The sequence below is a fragment of the Candidatus Phycosocius spiralis genome (genome assembly GCF_030158815.1).
Classification (GTDB): Bacteria; Pseudomonadota; Alphaproteobacteria; order Caulobacterales; family Aquidulcibacteraceae; genus Aquidulcibacter; species Aquidulcibacter spiralis.
Genome location: NZ_BPFZ01000001.1, coordinates 133,196 through 148,613 on the forward strand (window position 1 = coordinate 133,196; position 15,418 = coordinate 148,613).

Consider the following 15,418-nt stretch of genomic DNA (forward strand, 5'->3'; position numbering starts at 1 on the left):
GGCTCAACCTATGTCGCCTTTCCCTGAAGACCTTTGGTTAGAAGCACAAAAATTGGTTGAAGAAGCTGCTGCGCACAATATTAGAATAGCCACCGCAGAAAGCTGCACGGGTGGCTTGGTTGCAGCTTTGTTGACAGAGATTGCCGGCTCATCATCGGTAGTTGAACGTGGATTTATTGTCTATTCCAATCGCGCTAAAGAAGAGATGCTCCATGTTCCAGGCGATGTATTGGCCGATTATGGCGCAGTATCAGAGCCAGTTGCCCGTGCTCTAGCTGAAGGTGCTTTGCATGAAAGCCGCGCCAATTTGACAATTGCGATAACTGGTATCGCGGGGCCAAGTGGCGCAACAGGTTTTAAACCCGTTGGTTTGGTGCATTTTGCCAGTGCAAAGGCAAATCGACCTATCTGCCATGAAGAGCACTTGTTTGGTGACATTGGTCGCTCGCAGATCCGTCTTGAAGCAGTTCGGGTTGGTGTGAGGATGCTGCGAGATGGCGTGATGCGCTGATTTATGGCTTTGGATGAATGGCAAATAAAGCTCTGATGATATCTGTATGGTCGTCGGTCCAAGGTTGTGGTTGTGCACGGGGTACGATCAAAGACCACATTGGCCATCCATAACGTGCTAGACGCTCTGGCCTTCGCGCAATCACTACGACACGAACCGCTGTATCAGCATTTGGATTATCGCTAGCTCCATCGCGGTCACCCAGCATTGCAGCATAGCCAAGAGAATGCGCCGCATCGCTCACTATATCACTCAGTTCCAGATAGCGGTTAGAAATGTGAACAATCATAATGCCGTCGGGTGCTATTTTGCTCATGAAGGAGGCAATGGCTTCTTTGGTAATCAAATGTGTTGGGATTGCATCTGAAGAGAAAGCATCAACCAGCAAAATATCAAACCAATCATTGGGTTGTTGCTGCATTTGGATACGGGCATCGCCCATGACAATCTTGGTATAGGGCGCACATCGATTGATAAAGCCAACCAAATTTGGGTCTGTGGCTGCTTTAACAACATCTGGGTCAATTTCAAAAACCGTCCAAGATTGTCCGACCTTGGCATAGCAAGTCGATGATCCCATCCCCATGCCAATCACCCCTGCCCGCAAGGTTTCGGGCTTGGCGGCGGTGGCTTCCGTCAATAAGGTACCAATGGGTGTTTCGCGCCAATAATAGGACAAGGGCTCATTAATTCTTTTGGGATCTAAACTCATCACACCGTGCAATGTGGTTCCATGTGTGAGATAGCGCCAGCCAGTAGGTGCCACACCATTATCACGAATTTGCAAGACCCCAAAGAAACTTCTTTCACGAAATCGAATACCGGTTTGATCTTCACTCAAGACTGGGAACATTAAGGCAATAGCTCCAATGGCCGCCACCACAGGTGCAAAGCGTGAGACCATCACTGCTGCGATTGCCAAAACGGCACTAAGGACTGCTCCTAAAAATTCCGGATTATCTATGTGCAACGCATCATACCAACTGTAGGCAAAACTTCGAACGCCAGCCTGAGTGATTGGAACATGCGATTGTAACCACACCGCTAGGTCGGGCAAAAAATGGTAAAGCAGCGTTACTCCTACCACCAGCACCCCAGCTGAAACTGTCCATGTCAGTCGCGGTCGACGCCATGGGGCTACCGCAAGAGTAGCGACGAGAGCCAATTGATATTCCAATGTACTTTTCAAGATCATCGGGGCCAATAAAGCGGCGCTTGCCCCACCAATAACCCCACCTAAAGACATCCATAGATAAAATTCAGTCAATCGCGCGGGTTCTGGCCGCTTTGCAGCCAACTCGAGGTGACAACATAAAACGATAAGAAAAAACGCCGCTAAATGGATGCCTAACCCTGCTAAGCCCCCATCTAGATCAGCAGCCATCACAGCTGCCAGAAGAAAGATAACCAAGAATTTTAAAGGAGCAGCCCCTTCCACGATGCGTTGACCAATCGGGGAAAAAGCAATGACGAACGTCAATAAAAATAAGGCAAGCGGCGGGATCCAAAGTAAAGGAACCGAAGCCACATCTGTAGTTAAATGTGTTGTAACCCCTACCAGTAAAGCCGAGGGTGGTGCCGCACAGCCCGCCCATTTAACACGATCTAACCAAGTAGTGGGTCTAACAATCTGCAAGTTAGGATTGTGGCTATCTTTAGGCACAGCCATCCATGCAACGATCAAAGCTATCATCAACACACAATAACCAAGACTCCAAAGCACAGAGGTCAACCTAGCACCAACCATGGGTTCAAGAACAAATGGATAAAAGCCAAGGGCAATAAAGCTGCCCAGATTGGAGGCACCATAAAGCCGATAAGGATCAACATGATCCCCAAGACGGGCCCGCCAAACTTGGATCAAGGGTGCGGTCGCTGAAATAGCTATCATTGGGGCCGCTAAAGACATTATCAGTGCACTGAGTGTCCACAAGACTGGGCTGGTTATATTAGGTGCGCCCACCAGCGTGGAGACCTTGATTGGTAAAAAAATAAGGCCAATCAACAAGACGCCTGTATGCATCCATAATTGAATTTTGAGCGTAAACCGCGTTGCTAAAATATGCGCATACAGATAGCCGATTAAAAGCGCACATTGATAAAAGACTAAAGCTGTATTCCAAACCGCTGGTGTTCCTCCCATTAATGGAGTTAACATTTTGGCAAATAGAGGTTGGAGGGTAAATAACAAAGCCGCAGACAAAAAAGTTGTTGCGGGATAGAGCCAAGAAACAGCCTTCTCTAAAGGTGTTGGCTGTAGTTGTGTCGCCGACAAATGATCCATTTTGTTGGACAGATTTAATTTGGGAATATCTGTCACGGGGCGAGTTCCTTTGGCCCAAGTATTGAGAAATTAATGTACGACTGTGTAGCGCTTTTCTGCCTCACGTGTGAAGGCTATCATTAGTCGAGATACAGCAGTATTCAAATTAGCACTAAGTAAAGTAGATAAAAAGAGCTCTGAAAACTCAAAGTCAAGTGTTAAATCAACTAAAGTTCCAGATTGGGATGGCATAAACTGCCACATGCAGGTCAATGACTTAAATGGACCTTGGATCAAATTGGTTTGGATGGTTCGGGCGACCCTATTGACTTCGACATGGGTTGAAAATTGAGCCCGAAAGGCTTTGTAGCCAATGACCGCTTCGCCAACAAAGTAACGCCCGGTTTCAGTTTGTTTTTCCTGACTGATTCTCGACGCTTTGATCCAAGGTAGAAACGACGAATAGGCTGGAACGTCACTCACAAGCTTTAAAAGATCGTCAGGTGCAAATTCCAGAAGCTCAGTGGTTTCAAAGTGATTCACAGCTGAGATCGGCCTTGTTGTGTCTCACGGGCCGCTTTAAGTCTGGCAAAATCCTCACCAGCATGGTGGCTAGAGCGGGTTAGTGGTGACGCTGAAACCATCAAAAAGCCCTTAGATAAAGCGATAGTCTCATAGGCTTCAAACTCTTCAGGCGTAACAAATCGATCAATTGGCGCATGTTTGCGTGTCGGTTGGAGATATTGGCCAATTGTCAGAAAATCGACGCCAGCGCTACGCATATCGTCCATGACCTGCATGACTTCTTCTTTGCCTTCTCCCAAACCCACCATCAATCCAGACTTCGTAAACAGATTGGGATCGCGTTCCTTCACCCGCTCTAATAGGCGTAGCGATGCATAATAGCGCGCGCCAGGCCGGATCGAGAGGTAAAGCCGGGGTACAGTCTCCAGATTATGGTTGAACACGTCAGGCTTGGCATCAATGACCGCCTCCGCTGCGCCAGCCTTGCGCAAGAAATCAGGTGTCAATATTTCAATCGTGGTTGAGGGTGCAGCGGCGCGAATGGCTTGAATAGTCTCCACAAAATGGCGGGCACCCCCATCGTCTAAATCATCGCGGTCGACCGAAGTTATGACCACATGTGACAGGCTCATGGCCGCAACGGCCTTAGCCACATTGGCGGGCTCAAACGGATCAAGCGCGACTGGCTTACCTGTTTTGACATTGCAGAAGGAACATGCCCGCGTGCAGGTATCACCCATAATCATCATTGTGGCATGCTTTTTGGACCAGCATTCACCAATATTAGGGCAACCAGCTTCTTCACACACCGTCACCAGATGATTTTCTTTAACGATGGCGCGGGTTTCTTCAAACCTAGCCCCACCTGGTGCCCGCACGCGTATCCATTTAGGTTTACGCAGCATTTCACTATCGGGGCGCTTTTGCTTTTCAGGGTGGCGAGCTGCACGTTGCGCCCGTGTATCAAGGAGAGTGACCATCCTCTTTAAATGAGACCAATTGGGCGAAAAGGAAAGTCCCAAGTCCAGATGGATGCGCAGACCTACTATGCACGCTTAAGGCAGGAGCATTTTTTTTGCCGCCGTATCAGATTGAAAGAGGGCGGAGACGGTTTTCCCATCCCGACGCAGATTGATCTGATTAAGTTGGCCCTTGGTGAAATCCTGCAGCAGATTAGAATCCAAAGTCAGTGACTGGCCGCGATACTGCCCTGCTTCAAAATAGACATATAAAAGGTCGCCAGACAATTCAGCGCCGACAAATTGGATGGCTAAAGGCCTACCATTCACGTCTCCAATAAAGAATTGACGCAGGCAATAACCCTTTATCGCCGCTTGGCCTTCTTGGGTCAAAAACCAGCTCATGCCAATAGAGCCAAGATCAAGCGCATGCTCTAAATCATGGACATAGAGTCGGTGGGTGATCTCCAGATTTTGCGTGGTGGGGCTTATTTCCACCACGCTCAAAGCCGCTTGTATGCGATGGGCTTGGGCGGGCATGGTCAGACCCAAAAGTGCTGCGCTCATCAACCCAAACTTAAGCCCTTTCATAACAGGACTGCCTCATTTTAACTTGGGAGCTTGCCCACCAACCTCTGGTTTAGGGGCTACAGCTGGTTTGGTTTCAAGAGAGTTAGGCGTAACGGCTAAGTCATTGTCTTGCATCTGATTAGGCGGACCCGCGTTGGCTTTATACACTTCTAATCGAGTAGGTTCTATCCGGGTTGGGAAATAATTATTGGAGCGATCAACATCAGCGGTTTCTTGGCGTGGATCAAGCTCAACTTGGGTGACCTCCTTGGCGGTTATATAGGTCCAATTCACCCGTCTGGCGTCATAGCGCCAGATTTCAGCCGGAATAGTTATTGTATCATTTGACCCATCCTTGAAGCTAAATTTGAGAATAACCGGGGAAACCAAGCCACCCTTATTCTCCAAGCTCACACTATAGAACCGATCTTTCACGTCCAAAACGGCGCGTTCTTGAGGGGTAAGCTCAGAGCGGCTAGAGTTCGCACGTTTCTTTTGGCCCTTGGTGGCAGCCAATGGGTCAGTCCGGTCATAATAATCGAGAACTTTCGGATCACGGTCCGCATAGGTTTTGATCCCGGTATTATTGATCTGCCCAAGCTCAATCGGCTTGGCGTCGCGCTCCCGAATACGACGTGCAGCTTCCGTATCTGGGTCTTGGGTGTCAATTGTGCCTTCTCGCACTTGGGACAAAGCGATATCCACATGATCTGTGGAATAAAACCATCCCCGCCAGAACCAGTCTAAGTCTGTACCGGAGCTTTCTTCCATAGTACGAAAGAAATCGTAAGGGGTAGGCCTTTTGAAGCGCCAACGTTGCGCATATTCTTTGAAGGCCCGATCAAATCTTGCCCGCCCAATGATGGTCTCACGTAGGATCACAAGGGCCGTGGCAGGTTTACCATATGCGTTGTCACCCAATTTTTGAATGGAATCAGACTGAGTCATGATCGGGACTTGGTTATTGGAGCGCATATATTCAATTAGGTCACGCGGATCGCCACGGCGTGAAGGATAGGCCTTTGACCATTCTTGTTCGGCCACATATTGCAAAAAGGTGTTTAAACCTTCATCCATCCACGTCCATTGGCGTTCATCGGAATTCACAATCATCGGGAACCAGATATGGCCTACTTCATGGATGACCACGCTGATCAACCCATATTTTGTGCGATCTGAATAAGTCAGATTACCGGCCTTATCCTTTTCAGGGCGAGGTCCGTTGAACGTAATCATCGGATATTCCATGCCACCCACAGGGCCATTCACCGATTGGGCAACCTTATAGGGATAGGGGAAGGTCATGCGCCCATAAACATGAATGGTATGAGCAATGCTTTTGGTTGAATAAGCCGACCACAATGGATCGCCTTCTTTCGGAAAGAAACTCATGGCCAAGACGTCTTGACCACTCTCTTGGCGGACCGCCATGGCGTCCCAAATGAATTTGCGAGAACCCGCCCAAGCAAAATCACGCACATTGTTAGCTGTAAACCGCCAAGTTTTAAACTTAGTCGTTTTGGATTTCTCAGCACTTTCAGCTTCTTGGGGCGTAATAATATAAACAGGATCGGTATAACTTGTTTTTGCTTTCGCCAAACGCTCACGTTGCGTCGGGGTCAAAACTTCATCGGGGTTTTGTAACTCACCTGTTGAGGATACAGCAAAATCGGCAGGTAATGTGATCTCAACATCATAATCACCAAACTCCAAAGTAAATTCGCCACGACCTAAGAAACTCTTATTGTGCCAACCCTCATAATCTGAATAGACTGCGGCACGGGGAAACCATTGGGCGGCCAGAAAGATACAATTGCCGTCTTGATCCGCTTTGGTGAAGCACTCATAGCCTGAACGTCCACCAATCAAGCGGGTGTCGCGGATCGCCAAAGTCCAATCAATCTTAACTGCCACGCTCTCTCCAGGTTTTAAGGGTGAAGCTAAATCCACCCGCAACAATGTATCGACAACATCATAAACAAGCGGTTTGGCATTTGGATCAGTTACGCGCGTAATCGTAAAGCCGCCGTCCTGATCGCGCATGGCTTGTGCGCGGCGTACTTGATCGAAGGTGATACGCCCCGTTTCACCCATCGTAGAAGTCAACTCAGCGATCGAGTTTTTTTTAGCGTCGTTTTGATCCAACATCAGCCAAAGGTAGTTCAAAGTATCAGGAGAGTTGTTGGTATAGATGATGTCGGCGGAGCCCTTCAGGCTTTTGCTCGCTTCATCCAAGGTCACATTCATTTTATAATCGACTTTTTGTTGCCAATAGCGATGACCTGGTGCGCCTGAGGCGGCCCGATAGTCATTTGGGGTTGGTGCATCTTCGGGATCAAGCTGGCGGAATTTGTCTTGAAAATCGCCTTTGGTTTGCGCGATGGCTTGGGCGTGAACAGGCGATGATATCGTGAGGGTCGCACATAGGGCGACTACGAGGAGGTGGGGGATCAACAAATGTTTCATGATAGAAGTTTGACACTGGATTGCTTCAAAGCTCAAGCATTAAACTGAATTTGGCTGAAATGCGTGGAGAAGCTATGATTGCAAGCTGACTGGAGTGGATGGTGTGGCTTCAATTGATGAAACAAATTGCAATCTGACATGATGAAGCTAGCTTCGCGTTTTTAAAGCGAATACACAACAAATCGAATAAGACTAATTCACGGGTGAGGTAACCCCTCAAGGATGCCTTAATGCCACTACGCCCTTTTGACATTGCGCGGACGCGGCGCAGCATTTTTGACGCACTCCTTGACGCGCGCGGTCGCTTCGGTGGTAGCAAAGAAATCTTAGAAGACCCTGATCGCACTCCGATTACCTATGATCGATTGGTGTTTGGTTCGCTTGTTTTGGGGCGAAAAATATCAGGTATGACCGCGCTTGGTGAGAATGTTGGCATGCTTATCGCCAATTCGGTAGGGGCCATAGTCACACTGTTTGGTCTATTGGCTTTTGGGCGAACACCCGCGATGCTGAATTTCACGGCAGGGACCAAGAATATCCATGCAGCGTGCAATGCTGCTCAGGTTAAAACCATTTTCACTGCCCGCCGCTTTGTTGAACAAGCTCATTTAACGGCTCTGATCGAAGATTTGGGTCAAGAATTTCGTATCATCTATCTTGAAGATATTCGCGATCAAATTACCCCTTTTGAAAAGGCACGTGGCCTCATAGACGCTACCGTGCCTTTTCTAGCGCAAGTTAAGATCAACCCCGATGCCACTGCGGTGATGTTATTTACATCTGGAACCGAAGGCATTCCAAAAGGGGTTGCGCTAAGTCATGCAAATCTGATTGCCAATGTTGAGCAGGTAGCAGGCCATGTCGATCTCAATCCTGACGATATGGTGTTTAATCCGTTACCGATTTTTCATTGCTTCGGCTTAACGGGGGGGACGTTTCTTCCCTTATTGCAGGGGATGAAATGCATCCTTTACCCCTCACCTTTACAAGCAAATTCCATTGTCAAACTCATACGCGAAACCCAAGCAACCATTTTAGTTGGTACCGATACTTTTGTGAACCATTATGCACGCCAAGCTGATGAGGAAGACCTTACTAACCTGCGCTTTGTCGTGTGTGGGGCGGAAAGGGTGAAAGAAGAAACGCGCCAAACCATGATGTCGCGGTTCAATGTTCCCATTATTGAAGGCTATGGCGCAACCGAAGCCTCCCCAATTATCGCGGTCAACACCCCAAACCACCTTAATCGCCCTGGAACTTGTGGACGGTTGCTGCCCGAGATTCAATGGAAACTTGAAAGCATACCAGGCATTGATGGCGGTGGTAGGCTCTATGTGCGGGGACCAAATGTGATGCGTGGTTATGTACGGGTGGATGCACCAGGTGAGATCCAGCCACTAGCTGGCGGTTGGCACGATACCGGCGATGTAGTTGCCATCGATAAGGATGGTTATCTCACCATCAAGGGCCGCGTGAAGCGCTTTGCCAAAATCGGTGGCGAGATGGTGTCGCTGACGGCGGTTGAAAATTATGCCACCAGCTGTTGGCCTGATCACCTGCATGCCGCTGTGGCAGTTAGCGACCCCAAAAAGGGTGAGCAAATCCTATTACTGAGCGATTGTAGCTTTGCTAACCGCTCAGACCTTTTGGCTTGGTATAAGATCAATGGTGCCGCAGAGCTCGCCTTGCCCAAAAAGATTATCAAAGTAAAAGAAATTCCACTCTTGGGGACAGGCAAAATTGATTATGGCTACGTCCAACATTTAGCGCAGGACAAATCCAATGCAGTGGGGGCCTAGCGGCTATCCACTTCAGATATCTCGATCCCAAAACCATTAAGGCCAGCAAACTTGTGGGTTGAGCGGGTGAGTAATTTGATTGAATGCACACCTAGGTCCCGGAGGATTTGAGCCCCTACCCCCACTTCGCGCCAAGTTTGAAGGCGCTTGCTCTCTGATTGGGTTTCCTCATGCTGTTGAAACGGGACACCAACCGTTCCGTCACGCAGATAAACAAGTACGCCACGCCCATCTTGTTGAAATGTCGCCATAGCTGCTTTGATGGCAGGTGCACCACCAAAAACGTCCTTTATGACATCACCACGGTGTAAACGCGTAGCAATATTTTGGCCATCACCAATCTTACCAACTACAAATGCTAAGTGATGAACTTGGTCAAATGGGGTTGAATAAGCATAACCCTGCACTGGCCCTTGTTCAGATTGGACAACAAAGCTGGAAACACGTTCAACCAATTTTTCTCGGCTTTGGCGATAGGCGATCATTTCAGCGATGGAAACATGCCTTAGACCATGTGTTGCTGCAAATGCGGCCACTTGGGGCCCACGCATCACTGTGCCATCATCATTCATCATTTCACAAATCACACCGACTTCAGGAAGACCCGCCATACGGCATAGATCTACAGTGGCTTCGGTATGGCCAGTTCGCACCAAAACGCCGCCATCGCGCGCCACGAGTGGAAACACATGTCCGGGTCTGACAAAATCGACAGCGCCACTATTGGGATTGGCCAAAGCACGACAAGTATTGGTGCGGTCCTCGGCTGATATTCCCGTTGTGGTACCATAGCGCACATCTACTGAAACCGTAAAGGCAGTCGCGAGTGGCGCATCATTATTGGCTACCATCGGATCCAGGCGCAGTTTTCTTGCTAATTCCCGTGTCAAGGGCGCACAAACAATGCCAGAGGTGTGACGCACAATAAATGCCATCTTTTCTGGGGTGCATAAGCTTGCCGCAACAATGAGATCGCCTTCATTCTCGCGGTCATCATCATCGGTAACCACCACGATCTCACCTGCAGCGAAGGCTTCAATAGCTGCTTCAACGCGAGCATGAATTACGGGTGGATACGCACGCCCACCTGCACCCAAATCCACGCCGGCACGCGCTAAAATCTCATTGGGTGTGGTTTTTAGCACAACTGCCAGTGGCCCTGCATGTGCGGCTTTAAATTCCAACGCACCCGATAATAGACGGCTCACAGCAGAGCGATCACGCCCGATCGCCGCCCCTATAGCTTCTTGGGTGGCTCCCACCTCCTTCATGCGCGTGCGAAACCATTGAACATCCATGCCAAGACCCTCCGCAATGCGCGAAACATACACATCTTTCATTGAATCAGGCTATATCGTGTGAAAATCACACACGTCTACTTCTGTTAGCAGCAACGCAATTGGATAGAATGCACCATGATGGCTTGTTTCACCTCGATCTCTTCGAACATCATCAAATCGTGCTAAGGGTATGTCATGTCGATTTGGAAACGCCTTTTAGATCTGGCTGGAACCGCCTTTCATCCAACCACAGTTGACGCACAAGGCCATGATCCATGTGCGCCAGATCCCGGTGATATGGACTTTGCGGCTGCAGTTGTTGCCTTGGCTGCAAAAATGGCTAAGGCAGATGGACGCTCGACTTTGGATGAGGCTGCGGCTTTTCGCGCAGCTTTTCCGGTATCCTCTGAAGATCAGCCACTTTTTGATCGTTTGTTTGCCTTAGCCCAAGAAACAGTGCACGGTTATGAAGGCTATGCCCGTAAAATCGGCAAGCGATATATGGCACGTCCTTGTTTACTTGAAGACGTCTTGGATGTCCTGTTCGTGGTCGCAAGTGCGGACGGAGCCATCACGCAAGGAGAACTGACGTATCTTGAGCGGGTTGCAGACCTTTTTGGATTGACGGAGACTGAGTTTGCTCGCATTGGGGCACCTTATTTTCCAGATCGCGAACCTGATCCGTACACCATTTTGGGCGTTGCCCTTTCTGCGAATGAAGATGAAGTTCGCCGTGCTTGGACACGCCTTGTGGCCGAAAACCACCCAGATCGCTTTATTGCGCGCGGTGCCCCAATTGAGTTTATTAAAGCCGCACACGAAAAAACCGCGATTATTAACGCTGCTTTTCTGCAGCTGAAGTCAAATCTAGCGGCAAAACGACACCCTAAAACCGCCCATTTAAGCGCTTGAGACCCAACCATGACGGATCTTTTCTCAAGTTCAGCGAATAGGTACATAAACAGACTTTGCCCTCTTGACGGTAAGAGTTTCCGTGCCAACTCTATATGATGGATTTTCTGCCACAATCTGCCAAAAATTTCTATCAACGCATTTTTGCTTTGGTCTCAGGATTGCTCATTGCCTCGGCCCTATTATTTGGGGTGGTGGCTCTTGCGATCTGCGGTTTCTTGATCGGCTGTGCCGGGGCTATATCAGCCCGTATGCGCAAACCAGATGTCAGCGCACTTGCCTATGTAACACGACATACCTACCCATCCGGGCGCGGCTGGAGAATTGATCCTTCCTTTGGGCGCTAATGCCATCCACACTTCATTGCAACGGGAAAAGGCTACACAAGATATACAATGGGTGCGTATAGTTACCCTTCGCCAATGCGGAGAAAAATGGCACAAAGGTATTCGGACGCTATGTCCCCTCGCTCAACCCATCAAAGATTTGCTCTTCCCCTGATGGAGAAACTATAACGGGGCATTTCTCTCTTCATCAATGAATTCAAATGATTTGAATATGTAAGGCCTGGATCAAAGTCTTCACAGTCAAAGGGTTCAACCACACCATGCTTAAGGCGTGCAACTTGAGTTTCAGAGTGTTAAGACTAAAAGAGCGAGTTACGCCCAAACTACCCCTAAAGCCCTAATTTGGTTTTGATGACCTCATTGATCACCGCAGGGCTGGCTTTCCCCCCTGTTACTTTCATCAATTGACCAACCCACCAACCCAAAGCCTTGGGCTTGGTGCGCGCCTCTTCTACTTTATCGGGATTGGCGGCCATTAAGGCCTCAACGGTGGCTTCAATCAGGCCTGTATCGGTTTCTTGCTTTAAGCCTTCCCGCTCTACAATGATGGCGGGTGCATCTCCGGTTTCAATCATCCGTGCAAACACATCTTTCGCAATCTTCCCTGTTATGGTGCCATGACTGATCAATTCCACCAGTTCGCCCAAGCGTTCGGCGGATACAGGGCTATGGGCTAGGTCTTTGTCATGCTTGTTAAGCCAGCCGAATAATTCAACCGTCATCCAACTATTCACAAGCTTTGCGTCGCGACCCTTGGCAGCGGTTTCAAAAAAATCTGCAGCGTCTTTATCGGCAACCAGCACCGACGCGTCATAGGCCGACAAGCCATATTCAGATTTAAAGCGTTGTTTTTTAGCGTCGGGAAGCTCTGGCAAGCTGGCCGCAATTGCGTCCACCCATGCTTGATCTAAAACCAAGGGCAGGAGATCAGGATCTGGGAAGTAGCGATAATCATGCGCGTCCTCTTTCGAGCGCATCGCCCGGGTTTTCCCCGTTTTAACGTCAAACAGGCGTGTTTGCTGGATGATGGTACCGCCATCTTCTAAGATCTCAATCTGACGTCGCGCTTCATAATCCACTGCTAAGGCGACATAGCGGGTTGAGTTGACATTCTTGATTTCGCAGCGTGTCCCAAATGGGCTACCGGGCTTGCGTACCGAGACATTAACGTCGGCCCGCATAGAGCCTTCATCCATATTGCCATCACAGGTGCCAAGATAGCGCACCAAAGCGCGTAAAGTCTTAAAGTAATTGGCCGCTTCCTCGCTCGATCGAATATCGGGCTTTGAAACAATCTCCATCAATGCGCAACCTGAACGGTTCAAGTCTACATAGGTTGCATTCGGATCAAGGTCATGGATCGATTTGCCGGCATCTTGCTCTAGATGGATGCGCTCAATGCGAATAGGGACGGTTTCGCCATGATCGCAATCGACGTTTAGCGACCCCTCCCCGACAATGGGATAGGCGAATTGGCTGATTTGATAACCTTGCGGCAAATCAGGATAAAAATAATTCTTCCGATCAAACCTGCTCCATAAATTTATTTTAGCGCCAAGCCCAAGCCCTGTGCGCACAGCTTGCTCGACACAAAAACGGTTCAATACGGGCAGCATGCCTGGCATCCCCGCATCCACGAGGCTGACATGTGCATTGGGTGCTCCGCCATAAGCGGCACTGGCACCTGAAAACAGCTTGGACTGTGCACTGACTTGGGCATGTACTTCCAGCCCCACGATGATTTCCCAGTCCCCAGTTGCCCCAGCAACATATTGATCAGGGCGCGCAGCACGAATATCGAGGTCGTTTGGTATGCTAAAGTTGATCATAGAACCAACATAGCCATGCACAGGCATTTGGCAAAGATGCTATGACATTGAACATGGCGGGCTAAGTGGAAATTGACAACCACTCTGGAGTCAATACTCTAACCAAGGTGCCATTGGATAATATAGGTAAAGGACTAAAGTTTTCAAATGCACGAATACAGCTTTTGAAGTCCTCAGCAAATTACGCAGCACGTTGAACGACCCTCACAAAGTGGGAAGCGATCTTGATTTTACCCGCACATTTGGGACGCGCCGTTAAGAGTTGGTCAATGCTCTGCTTCATCTAGAAGCCCAAGACGGCGCTCGCATTTCTAAGAATGCGGCTGGGCCCTCTTTTCGTTTGAGCTGGTCTGGACACTTCTTCGCGCGATAAACTCCCAAAGCGCAAAAAAGCCAAGAGTGACGCCAAAAATTACGGAAACCATTATGATGCGAGGCAATTCAACAACCATGAAATCAGATGGAATAGGATGATCGAAAATCATCAATCTAAAAGCCGCTATTACGATCAATTGTTTCATTATGTCCAAGCTGATTATACTGTTTAAGGCGCACAAAATAGCGAAAGAGATAAAGAAGAACACCGCATTTCTTGTAGATATTCTTTTGACGATAACGTCACACCAAACCGCCATCGCCCCGCTTAACATCGGGATCAATAATAGCCAGACACCAATCTGATAGATAATGCGTAAGAAAGGTGAATTTTCAAGATCGGGACCAAAACCGAGAATAAAGCCTAATGCCCCAAACGGCATGCCCGGAACGTAAACAGAGAACACCAAAACGCGATCAAAAAATTTACCTAAAGGTGAATTGGCCAAGTCGGGAGGCACCTGCCAATTCAAAACAAAAAGACAAAAGCCAACAACGGTATAGAATATCGCTAATGCAAACATCACCCTTAAAGTGAGTCTGATTGTTCTTTTTAGCATTTTAAGCTACTTTAAAAATGAAGACATCCCCTATTCTACCCGAATAATAGTGCCGATGTTCCAACAACACAAGCGGGATTTTGTGGCTTAAGTCGCTTAGTTTTGGTCTTGAATCTGTAATTGGGTTTACGGGGTTCTGACTTCGGCTCAAGTTTTAGATATTCTCCCCTTTTTCCCTCTAGAACTTTTCATCTAGAGGGAAAAGAATTTAGCTGAACAAGAATTTAATCTCGCCTTATCGGGAGCTCGGTCACACAATCAAAACCCGTATCGACCAGGAGGGCGCTTAATGCGAATACTCCCATTTTTGATCGCTTGATCCAGTCTTTGTTTGGCTGCCGCAGCTTCTGGTGTTCTTAAGCCATTCAGGATGGCGTTGGCTGCGTTCAATTGTTCTTTAGAAAGGAGGACGTATACTCTACCCTTATCGTTTAGGATTGGTATCTCTCTGCGAAGTGGCCAAGCATAGGCCAACAAAAGTGGATTTGCATCGAGTTGAGCGACCAATACATCAATCTCCGCATCGGTTATTCCCGGGAATAACATCTTCAGATTCGCCCGGAGATTGGCTTTTTGTGTATCGGTAAGTAGCCGCGAAAACACGCCGCCACCACCGCCACCGCCGCGACCGCCGCCAGTAAAATAAGGTCCAAGTGAGCCGCCGCTGGACGGCGCTCGACGCCTAACTCCCCTAACGATGACATGCTCAACCCTTTGCCCTATTTTATTGGCGAACCTTGCTGCCAAAAAACCTTGAAAATAGGCGTCTTCAGTTGCCACCGCTTGCTCAACCATTGCCGCATAATCGTCAAAGGAGGAAAATGAACTCCACTGCGCGTCCAAATGATCATAAAACGCATCAAGCCGTGGGTAATAATCTTCAATTTCACTGGATTCGACTTCAAGTATCGCATTTAGGGGTATTAGATCTTCGTCTTGCGCCGCGATGCTGTCGTAGTTTTTTTTCAATGTGGGCATGTCTTTAACTCCTTTTTGGTGAAACACGCCCCATGATTATGACT

The 15,418-nt window shown here is 48.6% G+C and carries 13 protein-coding genes; 4 read left to right on the forward strand and 9 right to left on the reverse strand.

Going from position 1 to position 15,418, the window contains the following annotated elements; all coding sequences use genetic code 11:
- The first annotated feature begins 10 nt into the window (after positions 1–10).
- Complete coding sequence (locus tag PsB1_RS00655) at positions 11–511, forward strand: CinA family protein (RefSeq protein WP_284358442.1); 501 nt, start codon at positions 11–13, stop codon at positions 509–511.
- Position 512: 1 nt separating this feature from the next.
- Here the strand turns inward: PsB1_RS00655 and PsB1_RS00660 are convergent, their stop codons facing one another.
- From PsB1_RS00660 to PsB1_RS00680, 5 genes are all read right to left on the reverse strand, one after another.
- On the reverse strand, positions 513–2,831 hold the full coding sequence (locus PsB1_RS00660; RefSeq protein ID WP_284358443.1) for a fused MFS/spermidine synthase: 2,319 nt from the start codon (positions 2,829–2,831) through the stop codon (positions 513–515).
- A 33-nt stretch (positions 2,832–2,864) separates the two neighbouring features.
- A complete protein-coding gene (locus PsB1_RS00665; protein WP_284358445.1) occupies positions 2,865–3,317 on the reverse strand; it encodes a type II toxin-antitoxin system RatA family toxin in 453 nt (150 codons plus the stop codon).
- Positions 3,314–4,279 (reverse strand): lipoyl synthase, encoded by a 966-nt coding sequence (gene lipA, locus PsB1_RS00670; RefSeq protein WP_284358447.1) that lies wholly within the window; start codon positions 4,277–4,279, stop codon positions 3,314–3,316. The genes PsB1_RS00665 and lipA overlap by 4 nt, the downstream gene beginning before the upstream one ends.
- Before the next feature lie 75 nt (positions 4,280–4,354).
- A complete protein-coding gene (locus PsB1_RS00675; protein WP_284358449.1) occupies positions 4,355–4,849 on the reverse strand; it encodes a DUF6702 family protein in 495 nt (164 codons plus the stop codon).
- 12 nt (positions 4,850–4,861) lie between these two features.
- A complete protein-coding gene (locus tag PsB1_RS00680; RefSeq protein ID WP_284358450.1) occupies positions 4,862–7,294 on the reverse strand; it encodes a M1 family metallopeptidase in 2,433 nt (810 codons plus the stop codon).
- A 230-nt stretch (positions 7,295–7,524) separates the two neighbouring features.
- Between PsB1_RS00680 and PsB1_RS00685 the strand changes: the two genes are divergently transcribed.
- A complete protein-coding gene (locus tag PsB1_RS00685; protein ID WP_284358451.1) occupies positions 7,525–9,093 on the forward strand; it encodes an AMP-binding protein in 1,569 nt (522 codons plus the stop codon).
- Here PsB1_RS00685 and ribB read toward each other — a convergent pair.
- Complete coding sequence (ribB, locus tag PsB1_RS00690; RefSeq protein ID WP_284358452.1) at positions 9,090–10,433, reverse strand: 3,4-dihydroxy-2-butanone-4-phosphate synthase; 1,344 nt, start codon at positions 10,431–10,433, stop codon at positions 9,090–9,092. The two genes, PsB1_RS00685 and ribB, sit on opposite strands and share 4 nt — an antisense overlap.
- 135 nt (positions 10,434–10,568) lie before the next feature.
- Between ribB and PsB1_RS00695 the strand changes: the two genes are divergently transcribed.
- Positions 10,569–11,285, forward strand: coding sequence for a J domain-containing protein (locus PsB1_RS00695; protein WP_284358453.1), 717 nt, complete (start codon positions 10,569–10,571; stop codon positions 11,283–11,285).
- 95 nt (positions 11,286–11,380) lie between these two features.
- Positions 11,381–11,632 (forward strand): hypothetical protein, encoded by a 252-nt coding sequence (locus PsB1_RS00700; protein ID WP_284358454.1) that lies wholly within the window; start codon positions 11,381–11,383, stop codon positions 11,630–11,632.
- Positions 11,633–11,961: 329 nt separating this feature from the next.
- Here the strand turns inward: PsB1_RS00700 and gatB are convergent, their stop codons facing one another.
- From gatB to PsB1_RS00715, 3 genes are all read right to left on the reverse strand, one after another.
- The gene (gatB, locus tag PsB1_RS00705; protein ID WP_284358455.1) at positions 11,962–13,461 is read right to left on the reverse strand and encodes an Asp-tRNA(Asn)/Glu-tRNA(Gln) amidotransferase subunit GatB; all 1,500 of its coding nucleotides are present in this window, start codon (positions 13,459–13,461) and stop codon (positions 11,962–11,964) included.
- A gap of 311 nt (positions 13,462–13,772) precedes the next feature.
- On the reverse strand, positions 13,773–14,360 hold the full coding sequence (locus tag PsB1_RS00710; protein WP_284358456.1) for a hypothetical protein: 588 nt from the start codon (positions 14,358–14,360) through the stop codon (positions 13,773–13,775).
- Between the two features lie 294 nt (positions 14,361–14,654).
- Positions 14,655–15,374, reverse strand: coding sequence for a hypothetical protein (locus PsB1_RS00715; RefSeq protein ID WP_284358457.1), 720 nt, complete (start codon positions 15,372–15,374; stop codon positions 14,655–14,657).
- Between the last annotated feature and the right edge of the window lie 44 nt (positions 15,375–15,418).